Source organism: Bacteroidota bacterium, assembly GCA_037133915.1.
Lineage (GTDB): Bacteria > Bacteroidota > Bacteroidia > Bacteroidales > CAIWKO01 > JBAXND01.
The window spans coordinates 86,293-106,940 of record JBAXND010000001.1; the positions used below are offsets into that span (position 1 = coordinate 86,293).

Here is a 20,648-nt window from a genome sequence, read left to right on the forward strand (position 1 = left end):
TTGCGACAAAATAATTGCGAAATTCTGTTTTTTTTCTGATTTGCCATAGTTCGGTCACAATGATTTATTTTCACCCCAATGTGTATATTTGAACATTGTTAAACCGTACTTTAAATATTCTCCTATGACTTCTCTGTTGAGATTTATCAAATATATGCTATTTCTTCCGCTCTGCTCGCTGCAATATTTTTCTCTTGCTCAAAGTCAGGCACAAACAGCTGGCACCGCTGCATTGATTGACGGCATTGAATTTCTTAAAAAGGATGCAGGATTAAAACATGCTGCATGGGGCGTTTGTGTCCAGGTTGCTTCCGACGGGAAAACCCTTGCAGAATACAACAGCGACATGAGTCTCATGCCTGCTTCTACCATGAAAGTGGCTACCACTGCTGCCGCCCTTTCACTTCTCGGCAGTGATTTTACGTTTGAAACAAAAATTGAATATTCCGGAACTATTGATTCGGCCGGGGTATTGCATGGCGACCTGTTTATTACCGGGGGCGGAGATCCGACCATCGGTTCAAAACGCTTTGGAGATGCGTGTATGATTGATTCTGTATTCGGAAGTTTTTATACTGCAATGAAAGCTGCGAATATCAATGCTGTTGACGGACGGCTTGTTTGTGATGCATCGATATTTGATTATGAGCCCGCAGTTCCCGAATGGTCGTGGGAAGATATCGGAAACTATTACGCAGCAGGTGCTTGCGGACTTAATATTAATGAGAATTATTACCGCGTTTACTTTAATGCCGGGAAGTATATCGGCGATTCCGCTTCTGTTTCCCGCATGGAGCCTGAAATGCCCGGCCTGGAATTTCACAACTTTGTTACTACCGCGAAAGCCGGTTCAGGCGATAATGTGATAATTTATGGCAGTCCGTTCACTACACTCCGCATTTTGGATGGCACTGTTCCTCTGGGTAAAAAGGATTTTGATGTGGATGGCGCCATCCCTGACCCGCCTCAGTATTTTATTGAAAGATTTCACACCTATTTATCCGGCAAGGGAATCAAAATATCAAAAGGCCTGATGAATGTTCGCAACGAAACGTGGAAGGGAAACACAGATACGAATGCCCGAAAAACACTGAAGATAATCAAGTCGCCATCACTCGAAAAAATTGTCAGATTTACGAATCTCAACAGCATCAACGTTTTTGCCGAATGCATGGTAAAAATGATTGGTCTGAAAAAAGGCGGCGAGGGATCAACCACAGAAGGTGTGTCGCAGATAACAAACTTCTGGAAAGGAAAAGGCATTGATATCGATGGTTTTGATATGAAAGATGGGTGTGGTCTTGCGCGAAAAAATAAAGTGACCTGCAAACAGTTTTGTGCCATGCTTCGTGTTATAAAAAAGGATAAAATTTTTGATGCTTTTGAAAAATCGCTTCCTGAGGCTGGAAAATCAGGCGGTATTGCGGGGCTTTTTAAAGGATCCGTTGCCGAAAATAATCTTAAAGCGAAAACCGGCACTATGAACGGTATCAGGGCATATACCGGATATGTGAAGAACAAAGCCGGAACCGAGCTGGTTTTTTCTATAATGGTCAATAATTATACCTGTTCAGCCTACGAAATGAAACAGAAATTGGAGGATTTGATGATTCTAATCGCTCAAACTGACTGAGTCTTCCAAAGCCACACACGGCATAAATTAGTTCAAATATTAGTGTTTTTTTGATTGATAGTTTCAGATAATCAGATAGATACCTGATTGATGGGATTATTTTTCGATAAGTCTGACGCACATCAAATATCTTGCTAAATTAGCCCCCGTAAATATTGTTTTTTAAACCCATTATAAATCATACCGATATGCTTAATATTGACTGGAAATGCTTGCCATTTGGCTATTTCAAGACCGATTATAATGTTCGTTGCTACTTCAGGAACGGCGAATGGGGAAAACTTGAAATTTCTTCTTCGGAAACAATTAATGTACATATTGCCGCTACTGCCCTTCACTACGGGCAAGAAGCTTTTGAAGGGCTGAAAGCCTTCATGGGAAAAGATGGTAAAATCAGAGTGTTTCGATGGGAGGAAAATGCAAAACGCATGAATCGCAGTGCCGATGGCGTTATGATGCAGCGGATTCCTCAGGAACTTTTTTTCGAAGCCATGAGAACAGCTATTAATCTGAATAAAAGATTTATTCCTCCCTATGGAACTGGCTCTTCACTTTACATCAGGCCGCTCCTTATGGGAAGTGGCGCCAAAGTGGGCGTTCAGCCAGCTGATGAATATTTGTTCATGATTTTTGTTACCCCGGTTGGCCCGTATTTTAAAGAAGGATTTAACCCCGTTACTGCGCAGATAGTTCGCGATTATGACCGGGCTGCTCCTCACGGTACGGGAAATATTAAAGTAGGCGGAAACTACGCTGCCAGCCTTCGCGCTCTCGGCCGTGCTCACGATGAAGGTTTCTCTACAGCAATTTTTCTGGATTCAAAAGAGCATAAATCAATTGACGAAGCAGGTCCTGCAAACTTTTTCGGAATAAAAAACAATACCTACGTTACACCAAAATCTGACAGTATTCTGCCTTCCATAACCAATATGAGTTTGCCGATTTTAGCCGGCGAAATGGGCCTGAATGTTGAAAGACGGATTGTGCCTATCGAAGAGCTTGACGAATTTGAAGAAGTGGGAGCTTGCGGCACAGCGGCAGTTATTTCACCAATCAAAAAAATTGTAGACCGCGAAACGGGCAAGGTATATGAATATTGCAAAGATGGTCAGGCCGGTCCTGTTTCAACCAAATTGTATGAAAAATTACGGAGTATTCAGCTGGGCGACGAACCGGATAATTATGGCTGGGTAACTATTATTGAATAATCTTTAGAACTTGATTTTTTGGCGCAGGCTTCGGTCTGCGCCTTTTTTTTATCAGTAACTTTTATCGCTGATAAGCTTTCCTTTGCTGTATTCCTCTTCTAAGATGAGTTTTCCATCTTCACTATAATAATACCAGGTTCCTTCCTGCATGTAGTCGTTCATTGAGCGGTTCTGAACTTTGATTCCTTCTTCTTTTACTTTACCGCTCGGCCAGAACTCCTTGTGACTATACGTTCTGGTCTTTTTATCTGTCAATTCGAAAAGTATCTGGGGCTTTCCGTCAGGGTAATAGAATCGCATATACAGGTAGTACTCCATGTTGCCTGAAAATTCTTCGCAGAATTCAGTCTTCCCGTTGCGATAAAAATCTTCCCATTTTGTTGATTCCCCTGCAGTATAGGCCACACGCGATTTTAGTGCCCCGTCTTGATAGTAACACAGCAGTAATCCGCTGTTCATACCTTTGGCCTTAAAAACGCGCTCAATCTGCCCGTTTTCGTAGTAATTCGTAAAAACAGTCGTTACTTTTCCCAGGTCGTAATACCCTTTGTGCTTTATTTTTCCGTCAGGATAATAATCTTTGTAAAGCCCGGTATATTTCATTCCACGCGATATCAGCGTGGAATCGCCTCCCATGATGGCACAGTATTTATCGTAGTTGTATATTCCGTCATCAACCGTATCGTTGTCGGGTGTTATGGCGCTTTGCTCTGTTTTTAAACTTACAGTATCTATCTGTGAAAGCCCTGGCAATGCCGAAAATACAAACAGTGCAGCGAGTAGTTGGATGCGCATTGATTGCATGGTTTATGAGTGCTTAAAGTAATTTATATTGTATCAGAGTAAGCCGAAATTCTTTAACAGCGACTCCATTTCTTTTTGTAACGTAAAAGCTTCGGCTCTTGCTTTTTCAGCAAAATCAATATCTGCAGAAGCATATAAAATACTTCGGGAAGCGTTCACAATCAATCCGCAATGATTATTCATTCCATAACGCGCTGCGTCTTCAAGGTTTCCGCCCTGTGCACCCACTCCGGGAATCAACAGAAAATTATCGGGCACAATTCTGCGCACATCTTGCAGCATCGAAGCCTGTGTTGCACCTACAACATACATCATGTTCTCCGCATTGCCCCATTGACGGGATGTTTGAAGGACGTGCTCAAATAATTTAACCGTGCCTTCAGGAGCTTCTATTCGCTGTGACTGGAAATCAGCGGCGCCCGCATTCGAGGTCAGCGCAAGCAAGATAACCCATTTATTGATAAAATCAAGAAAAGGAGCCACGGAATCCTTGCCCATGTAAGGCGCAACGGTCACCGCATCAAAATCAAATCCGGAAGAAGATTTTTCGAAATAGGTTTTTGCGTACTGTGTCGAGGTATTCCCGATATCGCCCCGTTTGGCATCAGCAATAAGGAATAACTCACTGCGGAAGCCTTCCAGATAGTCCATGGTCTTTATCAGGCTCTGTATGCCTTTAATGCCAAGACTTTCATAAAAAGCCAGATTGGGTTTGTAAGCGATAGCAAGGTCGCGGGTAGCATCTATGATGGCTTTGTTGAATTCAAAAATTGCATCATCGGCTTGACGGATATGAGCAGGAAACTTAGTAATATCAGGATCCAGACCGACACATAAAAATGATTTCTTGCGAAGGATAAGCTGAAATAACTCTTTTCGTGTCATGGAACAGAATATTTATTCGCTGATAGCTTCTTTGAGACGCTCAGCATTTTCAGCTATTTGAAGTGCATCAATTACTTCCTGCACTTCACCTTCCAATATCGTCTGGAGGTTATACAGCGTGAGATGTATGCGGTGGTCGGTTAAGCGGCTCTGCGGAAAATTATACGTTCTGATTTTGGCAGAACGGTCGCCGGTTGAAACCATGGTCTTTCTGCGACCTGATATTTCGTCAAGATATTTTTTGTATTCAAGCTCAAAAACGCGCGAACGAAGCACTACCAGCGCTTTGTCATAATTTTTCATCTGCGATTTCTGATCCTGACATGTAACTACAATGCCTGTAGGGATGTGTGTGAGACGAACAGCCGAATACGTAGTATTAACCGACTGACCACCGGGACCTGACGAACAGTAGGTGTCTTTGCGGATATCGGCATCTTTGATGTCAACGTCAAATTCATCCGCTTCCGGCAAAATCACCACCGATGCTGCTGAGGTATGAACGCGGCCCTGTGCTTCTGTTTTGGGAACACGCTGCACGCGATGCACCCCTGATTCATATTTGAGCAGTCCGTATACGCCGTCGCCTTTAACACTAAAAATTACTTCCTTGAAACCGCCCACAGTACCGTCGGCCTGGTCTACAATCTCCCATTTCCATTTCTTAATTTCGCAATAGCGGGTGTACATGCGGAACAGGTCGCCTGCAAAAAGGCTGGCTTCGTCGCCGCCACTGCCTGCACGAATTTCAACAATGGCATTCTTACCATCCTGAGGATCCCGAGGAAGCAATAACATTTGTATTTCTTCATCAAGTTTATCCTTGATGGCATTCTGATTATCAATATCTTCCTTGGCAAGCGATTTCAGCTCTTCATCTTTTTCATTAAATAGAATTTCTTTAGACGAAGCGAGATCTTTTACAACCTTCTCGTACTTTTTATATGCCTCAATAATAGGCGTAAGCTCTTTGTAATCTTTGCTCAGCTTGATATAACGCTTCATGTCCGACATTACTTCGGGGTCGTTCATCTGGGCGCCAATCTCTTCCCAACGGGTGTATATGGCCGATAATTTCTCTAACATAATTATAACAGTGTATCTTATAAACGCTGCAAAGTTACAATAAAAGTACCGTCCTGCAAGTAGTAAGGGTAGGATAACACCCAAAAAGCGCCGACAATTTTGCCGGCGCTCTGAATATTCAATGAAATGTAAATCAGTATTAAGCGGATTATATGTTGAGTAAAGCAATGCCAACAGTTATAGGATAAAGCTCCGGACCGTGGTCTTTTTTAAATAATGTATTCAGTGAGTATGAAGCAAAAATATCAAACCAACCGTAACCCAATCTTACCATAGCGCTGTAGCGGAACTGATTTAAATTGAAATCATCTTTGGTGCGGGGCTTGAATTTGGTGCCGTCTATTTCAGTTATTTGTTTGGTATATGATCCGATTTTCAGCGACCCGACTACACCTGCCGAAACATGAAAAGTGTTTTTCTTGTGAAGTTTTTTCGTATCGAACTGCAGCATTAACGGTACCTGCAGGAAAACAGCAGTCAGTTTACTTTTTGTATAAGTACGCGTACTGTCGTAAGTAAATGAAGTATAATTTGTGTCAGGTGTGAGGTAATTATGCTTATCCGTGAAGCGATAATTATTGAACTCAACTCCAAGTCCGGTAACCAAACCGAGATGCCTGCGCACGATTGGTATCCTGAATGATACAGGATTCAAATCTACAAACCATGAGCGTCCGTAATCCGGCTCAAGTGCCGAATATCCGTTAGGCATGCTGAATCCGTTATTATGGTTCATATAGCCGTTTATTCCTATGGCAACACCGGCCCATTGTGCCTTTGGTTTATCACCTTTCTTTGATTTGTGATGCTCTTTATCCTTGTCATCATTATTGTCTGTAATCGTGATATTCTTGTTTCCCATGCTAAACTTGGTGGTATCTGAGTCTTTTGAACCATTATAAGTGACTTCGGTTTCAATATTCACATTATTTTCACCGGTTGTGGCATCTGCCGATTTTTCGTTAACTGATGCGGCTCCGCTGATAGCAAGGTTCACGTATTTGGGCTTGGGTTTGTATTTTATATGCGATGCACCCGAAGCTGAGCCCGTGAGTGAATCGACTACATTCAATTTGGCATCTGCGGCCCCGCTTGTTTTGATGAAAGTGTTGCCTGTTTCAAGGTCCATTGATTTAAGATTGGCGGCTCCACTGGTTGTTATGTTATGAAATGCTGCAGTACCGCTGAGTTCAGCATCGGCTGCTCCCGAAAGGTTGGTTTCGAGGGTATGAACAGCAACGTCCATCTTCAGGATAACAGCCCCTGATGCCGATAATTTCAGGTTATCTGATGTGATACGATTGTCGCCGTATACTTCGCATGAGCTTGTGGCACGCAGGTTCTGCAGGTCTTTGCAAATGATGGTAATATCCAGTTTCGTGAAGTCACCTTCTTTAATATCAAATGTAAGGGTGCCGCCCGAAAGGCTGGTTTTAATATTTTCCTGAAGGTTTTCATCGGTCTCTATTTTTACGGCATCTGTTGCTCCCTGAGCAATGTGGTATGTAAAACGACCATCAAGGTTTATACCGGTAAAACTGCCGGGTGTGCGCTCCTGTGTAATTACCTTCCCGTTGCCTTCCTGCGCGAGAACTGTTCCGCTTACGAAAATGAACAGTGAAAAAAGTATTGATTTAATAATGGGTTGCGGTTTCATATTGCCTTAAGATTTGTGTGAGTGAATGTGGCTTTGTGCCGTGTTTTTATTTATGACGGAGCGCTCGTCGCAATAGTTACAGGTGGCGAAAAAATTATTTTTTTTCAGTTGTTTTATTATTCTCCCGGCCCAGAGCAAAGCTGGTAAGCTTTCCGTCATTATCAGTACGACGGTCAAGTATGAGATTACTGTTGGTGATACGATTGTACCCCGCAACACCAAGATAAGCAAGATCCCAAATAGAAAATTTGTCGGGTTCGGCGGATGGCTGTTTTTCACCACCTGCTTTTCGTATTTTTTTCAGACCTGTAGCTGCCAGATTTTGAAACCCGTTGTTTTCTTTCTCAAATTCCCGTTTACTGTCGGCCAGCACTTTTTGGTAATTCAGTATATCGGTGTATTCGTTGCGGTTTCCCAGAAGGGTTTCAAAACCTGAATTATCAGATGGCATATCAAGTTGCGCCAGCTCTTTGTTTATGGCAGGCGTGAGCGCTTCGTACAACTCACGATGCGGCAGCGATTGGGTGTCGGCATCGGCATTATTCGTTAAATTGCGTTGTTTTGCATTAACATGCGTTTCAATATTCTTCTTTGAAATTGGTTTTATACTGTTGATGTTTACATGTTGCAATGACGCGATATTGCTGCCATTTATTGCTTCGTGATCTGTTTTACGTATCAGAAATAATGAAATAAAAATAACCAGAAGTGAAGCGGCTACCGATAATGAAATGGCTACCCGGCTCGTAAGTGAGCGTACCGGAAGTTCTTTTTTTAATTCCGCTTTTGCGGGATATTGTACGCTGATGTCTGCTACCAGTCTCGTTTTTTGATAAGCTGAAAATTCTTTTTGAAGATGAGTATTGAGCGCCAGAAAGAGGATGAGTTCTTTATCTTCCTTAAAGGATAATATCTTTTCGGTATGACCGATGAAATAATCTTCGTAATTGCTTTCCGTGATATTCTCTGTGCTTCTGATGAGTGTTTTCTTCAACAAATTTTTATCCTCAAATACGACGGAATCATCTGAAGAAAGGGTCATACTTCTGAACGCCTCAAAATCATCCTGCAAATCGGGGTTGCGCTCAAGAAAGCGCAGCAGCTCTTCTGCTGTGACCTTATCCAGCTTGCCGTCGAAGTAATCGACGATATAAATTTCGTAGTTTGTGCGGTCTATGTTCATATTATACTACAAGGTCAACATTCACAATATAATTTTTCATTGCAGTGCGGGCGCGGAAAATATACACTTTCACCTGCGCTTCATTCAAGGCTGTTATCTCACCAATTTCTTCATATGAATATCCTTCGTAGTCCCGTAACAGCAACACTGATTTTTGTATTTGCGGGAGTTGCTCCAGCGCTTCATCAAGTACTTCTTTCAAATCGGAATAGCTGTTGTTTACAGTAAAGGCATTCGTATGAACGTTTTCAAATCGTGTTTGTTTGGAGTCTTTTCTGATATTGTCTATCATCGTGTGGTATGCCGTTGTGAACAGGTACGACTTTGCTTTCTCTGCAGAAATTTCATCCCTTTTCATCCACATTTTTTCAAACGCGTCCTGCACTACATCATGCGCCTTATCTTTATCCCTGAGATTTTTCAGGATAAACCGATATACGGCATCCGAATGCTCATCCACACATTTATTGTATGCTGCTGTATTCACAGGGAAAACGTTTTTATGCCTATTAATGTATTGTGACGGGCAGTCATGCCGCTTTGTTACAAAGCTATGAAAATATTTTGTAACGGTGTGATATACAAATGCATAATTAATGGATTAATCACACAATGTTGCTGTACATATTAAGTTTCAGCGATTGCCACGGTCTGTTTTTTTTTCTCTTATATTGAGAAGTTTTAAATGCCGGACAGGTAGAGAAGGTTTTTATTAATCGAGTTTCAGTACCGCGAGGAATGCTGATTGCGGTACTTCCACGTTGCCGATCTGTCGCATGCGCTTCTTGCCTTTTTTCTGTTTCTCGAGCAGTTTGCGCTTACGCGAGATATCGCCGCCGTAGCACTTGGCTGTAACATCTTTGCGAAGCGGTCGAACGGTTTCGCGGGCAATAATCTTGGCGCCAATGGCTGCCTGGATAGCAACTTCGTATTGCTGACGCGGGATAAGTTCGCGTAATTTTTCGCAGATTTTGCGACCGAAATCATAAGCGTAATCACGATGTATCAGTGATGACAGAGCATCCACAATGTCGCCGTTAAGCAGGATGTCGAGGCGTACCAGATGCGCTTCCTTGTATCCAATGTGATGATAATCGAAAGAGGCATAGCCTCGCGATAAGCTTTTCAGCTTATCATAAAAATCAAACACGATATCACTCAGCGGCATTTCAAAGGTAAGTTCTACGCGGTCGCTGGTAAGATAAACCTGATTTTTAAGGGTTCCGCGCTTATCGATACAAAGCTTCATGGCAGCACCGGTATATTCCGATTTGGATATAACCTGAGCAATAATATAAGGCTCCTCAATGTGGTCAATGTAATTGAGTGCAGGCAATCCCGAGGGGTTGTGCACATCCACCATTTCACCTTTGGTGGTATACACTTTATATGAAACGTTAGGAACCGTAGTAATCACGTCCATGTTAAATTCCCGGTAAAGCCTTTCCTGAATAATCTCCATATGCAGCAATCCAAGAAATCCGCAACGGAAGCCAAACCCGAGTGCTGCCGATGATTCCGGCTCATAAACCAGGGAGGCGTCGTTGAGCTGCAGTTTTTCAAGAGATGAGCGCAGTTCTTCGTAATCGTCGGCATCCACAGGATATACACCGGCAAAAACCATAGGCTTTACATCTTCAAAACCTTCAATGGCCTTTTCGCACGGGCGCGCCGTGTGGGTAATGGTGTCGCCGACCTTTACTTCTTTAGCCGATTTAATGCCTGAAATGATATAGCCCACTTCGCCCGCCTGCATCTCAGTGTGGGCGCTCATGGTAAGCTTCAGGATACCTATTTCATCAGCCTGATATTCGTGACCGGTTGCGGCAAACTTCACTTTGTCACCCTGTTTTATTTTTCCGCTGAAAATACGGAAGTAGGCAATTACGCCTCGGTATGAGTTAAATAATGAATCGAAGATAAGTGCCTGCAGCGGTGCTTCGGGGTCGCCTTTGGGTGCAGAAATACGGTTAACAATGGCTTCCAGAATATCTTCTACGCCAAGTCCGGTTTTGCCGCTGGCTTCAATAATATCTTCGCGTTTGCATCCAATTAAATCAACTATTTGGTCTTTTACATCTTCCGGCATGGCCGTGTCCATGTCCATTTTATTCAGTACCGGAATAATTTCAAGGTCGTGTTCCAGTGCAAGATAGAGATTGGAAATGGTTTGTGCCTGTATGCCCTGAGTGGCATCAACAATAAGCAACGCTCCTTCGCAGGCAGCAATAGAGCGTGAAACTTCATAAGAAAAATCGACATGCCCGGGCGTATCGATGAGGTTCATAATGTAGTTAGTGCCGCCAAATTCATATTCCATCTGGATAGCATGGCTTTTTATAGTAATGCCGCGCTCACGCTCCAGATCCATATCGTCGAGCACCTGCTCTTTGGCTTCGCGCGAAGAAACAGTACCTGTGTATTCAAGCAGCCTGTCGGCCAGTGTACTTTTACCGTGGTCAATATGCGCAATAATACAGAAGTTGCGTATGTTCTTCATGCTGTTAATCCTGCCTGTTTTAGTTTTGCTTGTGAATTTGAGTGTGCAAAAGTACAACAATTTATACAACCTTTTGCTGCCCCTGTGTCGATATCGGTTAATGTTTGTAATTTTGCATCATGTCAAGGAAAAAGATTTTGAGGGGTTTTGCACGTTTCATTTTGTTTCTGACAGGGTGGAAGGTCAAAGGGTCGCTACCCCCGGATGTCAAGAAATGTGTTATTGCGGTTGTAGGTCATACTTCTTACTGGGATGCTGCTGTGGGCCGTCTGGGGTTGTGGGCACTGGGTATTAAATGCACCATTCTGGTAAAGAAAGAAGCATTTACACCTGCCCTTGGGTGGCTTCTGCGCATCAATGGCGGTGTACCTGTTAACCGAAGTAACAGTACAGGTCTGGTTACTCAGGTTGTTCAAATGGTGCAGAAAGCCGACGAGTTTTTTCTGGTCATTGCTCCTGAAGGTACCCGTTCCCGCGTGTCGAATTGGAAAAAGGGGTATTATTTTATCGCGCAAGCGGCTAACATACCTATTGCCGTGGGATTTGTTGATTATAAAAAGAAAGAAGGCGGCATTGGTCCTTTATTCTATCCTACGGGTAACTATGAAGAGGATTTCAAAATTATTCGGGAATTCGCTAAAGATATCACACCACGGTTCCCTGAGTTGTTCGTACTTCCTGATGAAGAAGAAAAGAAGTAGTTGTTTTTGACATTTATACAGAATAAAAAGAGGGCGTCCTTTGTGGGACGCCCTCTTTTTATTGATTGCATAAGATACTAATAGCCGAAAATATCTTTCAGGCTGAGGTAGGTAATTTTTCCGTATTTTTCTAAGGTTTTGGTATCAATCTGGTCTTTCTTTCCAAGTACAAGAATCGTGTATTTTTTGTCCTTCATGTACTTCTGCTGGAATGTCTGCAAATCACCAAATGTGAAGTTAGGAACCTGGGTGAATACGTCTTTGCGCATATCATGGTCAATGCCCATTCTCTGTGATGTAAGGTAATTGAAAATGATATCCGATTTGGTGATCCGGTCAGTGCGAATCTGGCTGATAACGGCTTCTTTGGCAGCGTCAAAACTCTTCTGCGACTCAGGCATATTGTTGATGAGGTCGGTCATGCCTTTCATTGCTTCGGGAAGTTTATCATTCTGGGTGCCGATAAATGAGAAAATATAGTGAGAGCGGTCGGCACGTGAGGGTGAACGATAGCTTGCAAAAGCTGTGTATGCCAATGCACGGGCTTCGCGCAGTTCCTGAAAAACAATCGATGACATTCCTGAACCAAAATATTCATTGAATACGCGGCGAATGGCAACATTATTTTTATTGAACAGCTCTGATTTGCTCATCATGATAATTTCAACCTGTTTCATTTCATAATCCACCACATACACTTTATTTTCATTGTTCTCGAGTTCGGTGAACTTTGTTTCAGCTGGAACCGGGCTGAGTTTGGCAGGTGTGGTATGGTATTTATCGATAATTGCAATTGCTTTATCTTTATTTTCCGGACCATAATACAATACCTGATGCGAGAATGAGGTAAGTCCTTTTATGAGTTTGATAAGTTCATCCGGTTTAACCGATTTCAGCTCATCTTCGGAAAGAATATTTGTATAAGGAGACTTCGAACCGTAAACGCCATAGTTATACATTGCGTTCCACAGGATTTCATCTTTTGAAAGTTTATTGTCGTCGCGCTGTTTCAGGATGTTGCCCACAAGGTTTTCCAGCGCTTCTTTATCAGCTTTGGGGTCGGCAAGCAGGTTTTCGAATAGCTGCAATCCTTTTTCCATGTTCTCGCTCAGCCCGCTCAGGCTCACCCATGTCTGGTCATTTGAACAATAAACGCTGAAACTGCATCCGGCTTTATAAAACTCTTCTTTTATCTGTGCCGCGGTAAGTTTTGACGTTCCAAGAAAATCAAGGTAATTTACGGCAAGTTCAAGTTTGCGGTCGTTGTCTTTGCCCATATTGAAATAATAGTACAGGGTAAAGCGACCATTTTCGGTGTTCAGGCTGTAAAGCATCGGAATTCCTTTGCCGGTAGCGTATTTAAGAACGTCTTTATTGTAATCAAGGAAAGCCGGTTCAATCTGCATGGGTTTGGATGCCATTATGTTTTTTACAAAATCGCTTTGTGCATCGCGGTTAACATCAACAGGAGTGATCACTGGTTTGTTAACTTTATCAACTTGCTTGGCAATACCTGTGCGTTTGTAAACAACAACATAGTTTTCCTTATAATTTTTATTGGCAAAATCGATGATGTCCTGTTTGGTGAATTTCGCCAGATTGTTGATATGATTTACCTGATCTTTCCAGGGGATACCTTTGATAAACGCATCGACCATAGTAAATGTACGGCTTGAATTGCTTTCTTCTGACTGAATCAACTGCAGTTTTAAATCGTTGATAATGGCAGGAAGCAGCCAATCGGCAAATTCACCTTTTTTTACTTTTTCTATCTCGGCAAGAAGCAGGTCTTTCACCTGTTCAAGGGTTTGACCTTCTTTGGGGTTGCCATAAAAAATGTGTGCCGAATAGTCCTCCATCACTGATGAAAATGAACCGGCTGCAAGTACTTTTTGTGCCTGATTCAGGTCAAGGTCGATGAGTCCGGCGGTTGAATTGGTAAGTACCATATCCGTCAGCGACATCAGGTCGGCATCGCGGGTGTTGGCTCCGCCAAAGCGGAAGGCCACCATCACTGATTCTGCATCGGGGCCAACGACTTCTTTAACAATGGGGCTGGTGATAGGGTCTTCCTTAGGCGCTGTGTAAGGAACAACGCTTTTGGCAGCCATAGAACCAAATGTTTTATCAATAAGAGCAATCATTACATCGGGATCAAAATCGCCCGACATACAAATGGCTATGTTTGAAGGAACATAGCGTGCCGCGAAATATTTTTTAATAGCCCTGATTGACGGGTTTTTCAAGTGGTCAATAGTGCCGATAACGGTATGTGTTCCATACTGGTGGTGTTTCCACAGGCCTGAATACAAGGCTTCCCAAACTTTATCCTCATCACGGTCAAGGCTCATGTTTTTTTCTTCATACACGGTTTCAAGTTCGGTGTGGAACAGGCGGAATACAGGATTGCTGAAGCGGTCGAACTCAATATCGAGCCAATTCTTTGCCTGATTAGTAGGAATATCATTGACATAAACAGTTTCCTCTTCACTGGTAAAGGCGTTTGTTCCTTTGGCACCGATGAAAGCCATCATTTTGTCGTATTCATTCGCAATGGCAATTTTGGATGCAAGGCCTGAAACGCTGTCGATGATGTGGTAAACGGCTTTACGTTTAATCGTATCCTTAATTCCACGATATACTTCAAACAGACTGTCAATCTTCAATAGGTAAACGTTTTCTTTTGCGAAGTCGGTTGTGCCGAAATGCTCGGTGCCCTTAAACATCAGGTGCTCGAGATAATGCGAGAGACCTGTGTTATCATCGGGATCGTTTTTGCCGCCTGTATGAACGGCAATGGCAGTTTGAATGCGGGGTTCGTCCTTGTACACGGTTAAATATACTTTCATACCGTTGTCAAGGGTGTAAATCCGTGCCTTTAAAGGATCGCCGTCAACCGACTCATATTTATATTCTTTTTGCCCGAAAGATAAGGACGAGAGCAGCAGAAGCACTGCCGTCAGTGTAAAGAAACTCAGAAATTTTTTCATAAAAAAGGAATTAAGTTGGATGGAATGACGAAAATTTTCTATAACAAATGTATATTTTCTTTTGAAAGTGATGCCCGTTAATTGAAATATTATTGTTGAAAAGTAGTAAGCTGTAGATTATAATCCAAAAAAAAAGCGGCTGTCTCCAGCCGCCTTTTTTCTTAGTATCCGAAAATACTTTTTAATTTTAATTTTTTAACCTTCCCGTATTTTTTCAGCACCTTGAAATCAAGCAACTTTTCGTTGCCGAGAACGAGCGTTGTTTGTGCTTTTCCTTTTACGTAGGCAGCTTGAAATGCTTTAATATCATCAAAAGTGAGTTTAGGCAGCACGTTAAAAATGTCTTTACGGATATCATAATCGAGACCGATTTTTTTAGCTTTTTCATAACTGAATAAAATGTCTGATTTAGTGATGCGCTCGGTGCGCATGCTCTGTATCAGCGAGCTTTTTGCCAAATCAAACGATTTTTCTGCAAGCGGCATATTATTCAGTAATTCATAGAAAGCGCTCAATCCTTCCTCTATTTTGTCGTTTTGTGTCATGATAAAGGAAATGTTGTAGTAATGGTTGTCTTTTTTACCGAACAGGTTTTGGTAGAACGACATTGCTGCATAGCATAAAGCCCTTGATTCGCGAAGCTCCTGAAAAACGATGGAATTCATCGATCCGCCAAAGTATTCATTATACAGTTTAATAACGGGTTCTGTTGATGGATTGAATGTTTCGCCACGCGAAAGCATGAGTATCTGCGCCTGTTTCATGTCAAAATTCACTTGATACACGAGGTTTTTATCGGTGGCAAGTTCAGGGAAAACCAAGGGTGTCGGAACCGGTTTTACCGAAGCCGGCGTGTTATGGTGTTTTTCAAGCAGGCTCTTTACTTCTTCCGCGTTCTGGCTTCCATAGAACAATATGTGATGGTCATAAGAATTCAGTGATTTGATAAGTGCCGTAAGTTCATCGGCAGTAAGCGCGGTAAGTTCTTTTTCAGAAAGAATGTTTGTTGCCGGAGATTTTGGTCCGAATATCCCGTACATCACCATAGCACCAAATATTTCCTGAGGATTGAGTTTCGCATCCTTGCGTTTTTTCAATTCATCATTAACCAGATTTTTCAGTGCTTCTGGGTCGGGTTTTGCGTCTGATAAAAGTTTCTCAAAAAGCGATAATCCTTTTTCAAAATTTTCGCTTAACCCGCTTAATGAAACATATACCTGATCAAATGAATTAAATACATCAAAAGAACAGCCTATCTTGAAAAACTCCTGTTTAATCTGTGCATTGGTGAGATCGGCGGTTCCCAGATACTTCAGGTAATCGAATGCCAGTCCGAGTTTGCGGTCGTTGTTGGTACCCATCTCGAAAATGTAATACATGTTGAACGTTTTGTTCTCGGTATTATTCAGGTAATAGCATCGAATGTTGTTCTTCAGGCTGAATTGTGTGATGTCTGCTTTATAATCGGGGAATACCGGAGCGATATCCTCAACTTTTTTTGCTTCAATCATTTTCAGGAAGTCGGATTTATCTTCGCGGTTGATGTTTATCTTGGTGATTTTCGGTTTTTTGATTTTATCAATATTTTCGCTTTTGCCCGTCTTTTTATATATCACAAGATAATTGTCGCTGAAGTTTTTATTGGCAAAATCCACAACGTCCTGCTTGGTAATTTTGCTCAGACGGTCGAAACGATTCACATAATCATTCCATGTAATGCCCAACACAAAGGAATTTACAAAAGCACTTGCGCGGGATTCATTTTTTTCATAATCCTTCGTTTGCTTTAACTTAAGGTCGGTGATGATGGCAGGTATTAACCAATCTTCAAATTCACCTTTTTTTATTTTAGCAACTTCAGCAAGCAGCAGGTCTTTCACCTGGTCCATGGTTTGACCTTCTTTAGGTTTTCCCGTGAGCATTTCAATGGAGTAATCTTTCATTACTTCTTTACCCGACGATGCACTGAGTACTTTTTGTTTCTGCACTAAATCAAGATCTATCAGACCGGCTGTGCTATTCGAAAGAATCATGTCAACAATATCCAGCATTTCTGCATCGCGGCTGTTCGCGCCATCCAGACGGTAGGCAATGGTAAGATTCTCTGCATCCGGACCCATAACATCAATAGTGACAGGTGCTGTGATGGGATCTTCTTTCTGAAATTCAAATGGCGGAACCGGTTTACTTTTCATGCCACCCCACAGTTTATCAATCAGAACGATGGTTTTATCGGGATCAAAATCGCCCGAAAGACAAATAGCCATATTATTAGGAACATAATACATTGCATAAAACTCCCGGATACGCTTCATCGACGGGCTTTTCAGATGCTCGGTTGAGCCGATGAGGGTTTGGGTCCCATAGGTGTGTTTCTTGAAAAGTCCTGATAACATTGCAAAGTATACCTTCATGTTGTCATTTGCGAGGGTCATGTTTTTTTCTTCGTAAATTGTTTCCAGTTCGGTATGGAACAAACGAAGAACATTATTCTGAAAACGCTCTGCTTCTATAGTAAGCCAGTTTTCAAGCTGGTTCGACGGAATTTCATTTACAAATACGGTCTGTTCAAGCGAAGTATAGGCATTGGTTCCGGTAGCACCAATTAATGCAAGCAGCTTGTCGTATTCATTGGGAATAGCATACTTCGATGCTTCTGTTGAAATGCTGTCAATGAGTTTGTACGTTGCATTACGGCTGTCGGTATTGGCAGGGTCAATTGTGCGGTATACTTCAAATAAGCTGTCGATGCGTGCAATCAGCGGACCTTCTTTCGAAAAATCGGTTGTGCCTATCTTACTTGTACCTTTGAACATCATATGTTCAAAATAATGGGCAAGACCTGTTGCATCAGCTGGGTCATTTTTGCTGCCGGCGCGTGTTGCAATATACGTTTGAATGCGGGGCGCATCTTTGTATACTGTCATATAAACCGTAAGTCCGTTCGACAGCGTGTAAATGCGTGCATTCAACGGATCGTTCGGCACGGTCACATATTTGTATTCCTGCGCTACAAGCGGCATCTGCAGCAGCACTGCAAAAACAAAAAGGATGATGTTTCGGAAATTCATGCGTTTCAACATAATTGATTGGATTATTGGTGTGACAATTATAATTTATTTTTTCTGTAAAGATTAATTATTTTTTATCCTCAGGCAATAACACTGCACGGACGTAGTGATTTATTTTAAGATAACTTTTGGCTGCATCCTGAAGGTCCTTAATGGTAACGGCAGTCACAGCATCAGCGTAAGTTTTAATTCCTTCCGGGCTGTCGTTATTGAAATAGATACTTTCTATTTTTGTTAACCAGAATTTATTGGTTTTGGCATCTACTTCCCGTTCGCGCAGCAGCAACTCTTTTGCTTTATCAAGGTCAACCGCTGTCGGACCTTTTTTACCAAGTTTTTCAACGATGCCCAGAACGGCTTTTGTAAGTTTTCCGGTATTTTTGGGAGAACAGCCAAACATCACCATAAGATTAAACTCCGACTTAGGATACTGCTCACAGGTAAACTGAACCTGAGGGGAATAAACGCCACTCATTTCTTCCCGGATTACTTCAATGAGTCTGATGCTGATAATTTCTTTCAGCATTCGCAGATGGAGTCGGTTTGCATCGGTCCATGCTATTGGTTCCGAAAAGGCAATTCCAACCATACTTTTTGGTTCAGACCCTTTTTTAACGGTAACATCCGTTATCCCTGCAGGGAATTGCGGACCAACATCTTTCCATGTTTCGCTGCGACCATTTACCGGCAGGCTGCCCAGATATTTTTCAAATAACGGAAGCGCTGTATCGGCATTGATATTGCCGACAAAGAAGAATTTGAAATCGCCTGCATTGGCAAACCGTTCCGTATAGATTGAATAAAGTTTATCGAGATTAATCTGGTCAAGCTGATATTCTTTCGGGAGCACTATTACTCTTGGATTATTGCTTGAAGTTGTTTTAACGAGCGTATCCATGAATGCATATACAGGATTGGAACCGATAAATTTCAGCTGATTTCGTGTACGCGACATAAACGAGCGAAAAGCGGCTGTATCTTTTCTGGGTGCCGTAAAATAAAGGTAGGTCAGTTGCAATAATGTTTCAAGGTCTTTGGGGGAGGTCTTTCCCGTGAAGCCTTCGCGGACATCATCAATGTAAGGCGAAACATCGGCAGTTTTTCCTTTTAATTTTTTATCAAGTTCGGTTTTACTGAAATTTCCAATGCCGCTTTGCGCCACAACTTTATCTGAAAACAATGCAGAAATATAATCTTTGTCGGGATAAAGTGATGTGCCACCCTCGCTGTAAGCGGAAAAGATAATCTCGTCATTTTTGAAATCCGTGTTTTTGTAAATTACCTTGATGCCGTTTTTAAGTGTAAGTTCAGTATAACCCAAATCGGCATTTTCTTTGGTTGTCGTAATACCTGAACCGCTGAGTTTATTGGTTACCAGAGGTTCATCCTTGAATTTATCTTCGTAGTCCGCAATGTCCGATTTTTTAACTTTGGCAATGATATCCAGTACGGTCTGTTCAGCGGGAATTTTTATGCTTTCCTTTTCGGGAGCTGTGATGACCACCACCAGATTGTCGTCTGTAACCCATTTAGCGCCCAGTTCATTGATTTCTTTCAGTGTAATACCCGATAACAGTGCCTTTACCATTTCTGCTTCTTTACGGATTCCGGGAATAGGCTCCTGTGTCAGAAAATTACTCACGTATTCGCGTGCGAACCGCGCCGATTCTGTTTTATCATATTCTTTTGCCTGTTTTTCATAACGGCTTTTCGTGTCTTCTATCTGGCGATCCAGCTCACTTTGCTTGAACCCGTATCGTTTCACGCGCTCACTCTCTTTCAGAAGTTGCTCCAGACCGCTTTCTATTTTATTTTCTTTTACCAATCCAACCAATGTATAAGCATCATTGGAGCGCGTTAAAAAATTACCATAGTAATTGTATGCCGCAATAAACGGCGATTCTGGCTGTTCAATAATTTCGCGGTAGCGCGAATTGAGCATACTTGTATAAAGATCATTCATGAGTTTGGTACGATAATCATTAACCGTTTTAACAGGCATATCCGGGTGTTTGTAAAACACCATGATGTTAGAACTGGTTGCTTCTTTGTCGGTCACAATGCTTACCAACGGCTGTGTGTTTTCAGGAATGGTAAAACTGACACGCGATTTTTCGTTTGACGGATTCTGAATTTTTCCGAAATGAGTTATTATCTGCTTTTCGGTCTCATTGACATCAATATCACCAACTACAATGATAGCCTGCAAATCGGGACGATACCATGTTTTGTAAAAATCACGTAAGGTGTCATGCTTGAAGTTTTCTATAATGTTAACATCACCAATGGGAAGTCGTTCCGCGTATTTTGAATTTTTAAAGATTACCGGAAAATATTTTTTTCGCATGCGGTCGTCAGCACCCAAACCGAGCCGCCACTCTTCGGTAATAACACCGCGTTCCTTGTCTATTTCTTTGCCATCGAACGTAACATTGTGTGCCCAGTCTTCAAGCACCATGTATCCTTTTTCGAGGAGCTCTTTGTTATCAGAAGGCAGTTGCAGCATGTAAACTGTTTCATCAAAACTGGTATAAGCGTTAATATCGGCACCGAACTTAACGCCGAGTTTTTGAAGGTAATCAACCAGTTCGTTTTTCGGAAAATTCTTTGTTCCGTTAAAACACATATGTTCGGTAAAATGTGCCAGCCCTTTCTGGTTATCGCTTTCAAGAACAGAACCGGCATTCACTGCGAGACGCATTTCCACTCTTTTTTCCGGTTTAATATTTCTGCGGATATAGTAAACCAGACCATTTTCGAGCCTGCCTATTTTAACATCGGGATCGGTGCTTATGGCATCGGCGGGGTTAATTTTTTCTTGCGAAAAAGCAGAACCGACGGCTATAAGAAGCGTAAGTGCCAGTAAGGAAAAATTGCGTAAGTGTCTCATGGGCAAAAGATAGGAATATGATTTTGGGTTAATATGCGTT

The 20,648-nt window shown here is 42.1% G+C and carries 13 protein-coding genes; 3 read left to right on the forward strand and 10 right to left on the reverse strand.

Translation table 11 applies throughout. The features are described from left to right. Positions 1–124 precede the first annotated feature (124 nt). Both dacB and WCM76_00320 read left to right on the forward strand, forming a co-directional pair. Positions 125–1,633 carry a D-alanyl-D-alanine carboxypeptidase/D-alanyl-D-alanine-endopeptidase gene (gene dacB, locus WCM76_00315; GenBank protein ID MEI6764047.1) on the forward strand — a complete coding sequence of 503 codons (1,509 nt, stop codon included), beginning with the start codon at positions 125–127 and terminating at the stop codon, positions 1,631–1,633. Positions 1,634–1,821: 188 nt separating this feature from the next. After that, complete coding sequence (locus tag WCM76_00320; GenBank protein ID MEI6764048.1) at positions 1,822–2,841, forward strand: branched-chain amino acid aminotransferase; 1,020 nt, start codon at positions 1,822–1,824, stop codon at positions 2,839–2,841. Positions 2,842–2,892: 51 nt separating this feature from the next. Here WCM76_00320 and WCM76_00325 read toward each other — a convergent pair whose 3' ends face one another. The 7 genes from WCM76_00325 to lepA form a co-directional block, all read right to left on the reverse strand. Next, positions 2,893–3,636, reverse strand: coding sequence for a hypothetical protein (locus WCM76_00325; GenBank protein MEI6764049.1), 744 nt, complete (start codon positions 3,634–3,636; stop codon positions 2,893–2,895). Positions 3,637–3,678: 42 nt separating this feature from the next. Continuing rightward, positions 3,679–4,530, reverse strand: coding sequence for an orotidine-5'-phosphate decarboxylase (gene pyrF / locus WCM76_00330; protein ID MEI6764050.1), 852 nt, complete (start codon positions 4,528–4,530; stop codon positions 3,679–3,681). Positions 4,531–4,542: 12 nt separating this feature from the next. Beyond that, a complete protein-coding gene (prfA, locus tag WCM76_00335) occupies positions 4,543–5,616 on the reverse strand; it encodes a peptide chain release factor 1 (GenBank protein MEI6764051.1) in 1,074 nt (357 codons plus the stop codon). Between the two features lie 148 nt (positions 5,617–5,764). Beyond that, a complete protein-coding gene (locus tag WCM76_00340; GenBank protein ID MEI6764052.1) occupies positions 5,765–7,273 on the reverse strand; it encodes a DUF2807 domain-containing protein in 1,509 nt (502 codons plus the stop codon). A gap of 94 nt (positions 7,274–7,367) precedes the next feature. Then, positions 7,368–8,456 (reverse strand): hypothetical protein, encoded by a 1,089-nt coding sequence (locus WCM76_00345; protein ID MEI6764053.1) that lies wholly within the window; start codon positions 8,454–8,456, stop codon positions 7,368–7,370. A 1-nt stretch (position 8,457) separates the two neighbouring features. Beyond that, a complete protein-coding gene (locus WCM76_00350) occupies positions 8,458–8,943 on the reverse strand; it encodes an RNA polymerase sigma factor (GenBank protein ID MEI6764054.1) in 486 nt (161 codons plus the stop codon). A 225-nt stretch (positions 8,944–9,168) separates the two neighbouring features. After that, positions 9,169–10,956, reverse strand: coding sequence for a translation elongation factor 4 (gene lepA, locus WCM76_00355; protein MEI6764055.1), 1,788 nt, complete (start codon positions 10,954–10,956; stop codon positions 9,169–9,171). A 119-nt stretch (positions 10,957–11,075) separates the two neighbouring features. On the opposite strand from lepA, the gene WCM76_00360 reads away from it, so the two are divergent. Beyond that, entirely contained in the window at positions 11,076–11,657 is a 582-nt protein-coding gene (locus WCM76_00360) for a 1-acyl-sn-glycerol-3-phosphate acyltransferase (GenBank protein MEI6764056.1), read from the forward strand. A gap of 77 nt (positions 11,658–11,734) precedes the next feature. Here the strand turns inward: WCM76_00360 and WCM76_00365 are convergent, their stop codons facing one another. The 3 genes from WCM76_00365 to WCM76_00375 form a co-directional block, all read right to left on the reverse strand. Further along, entirely contained in the window at positions 11,735–14,647 is a 2,913-nt protein-coding gene (locus tag WCM76_00365) for an insulinase family protein (protein MEI6764057.1), read from the reverse strand. A gap of 161 nt (positions 14,648–14,808) precedes the next feature. Beyond that, positions 14,809–17,730 (reverse strand): insulinase family protein, encoded by a 2,922-nt coding sequence (locus WCM76_00370; protein ID MEI6764058.1) that lies wholly within the window; start codon positions 17,728–17,730, stop codon positions 14,809–14,811. Between the two features lie 55 nt (positions 17,731–17,785). Continuing rightward, on the reverse strand, positions 17,786–20,608 hold the full coding sequence (locus WCM76_00375) for an insulinase family protein (GenBank protein ID MEI6764059.1): 2,823 nt from the start codon (positions 20,606–20,608) through the stop codon (positions 17,786–17,788). Between the last annotated feature and the right edge of the window lie 40 nt (positions 20,609–20,648).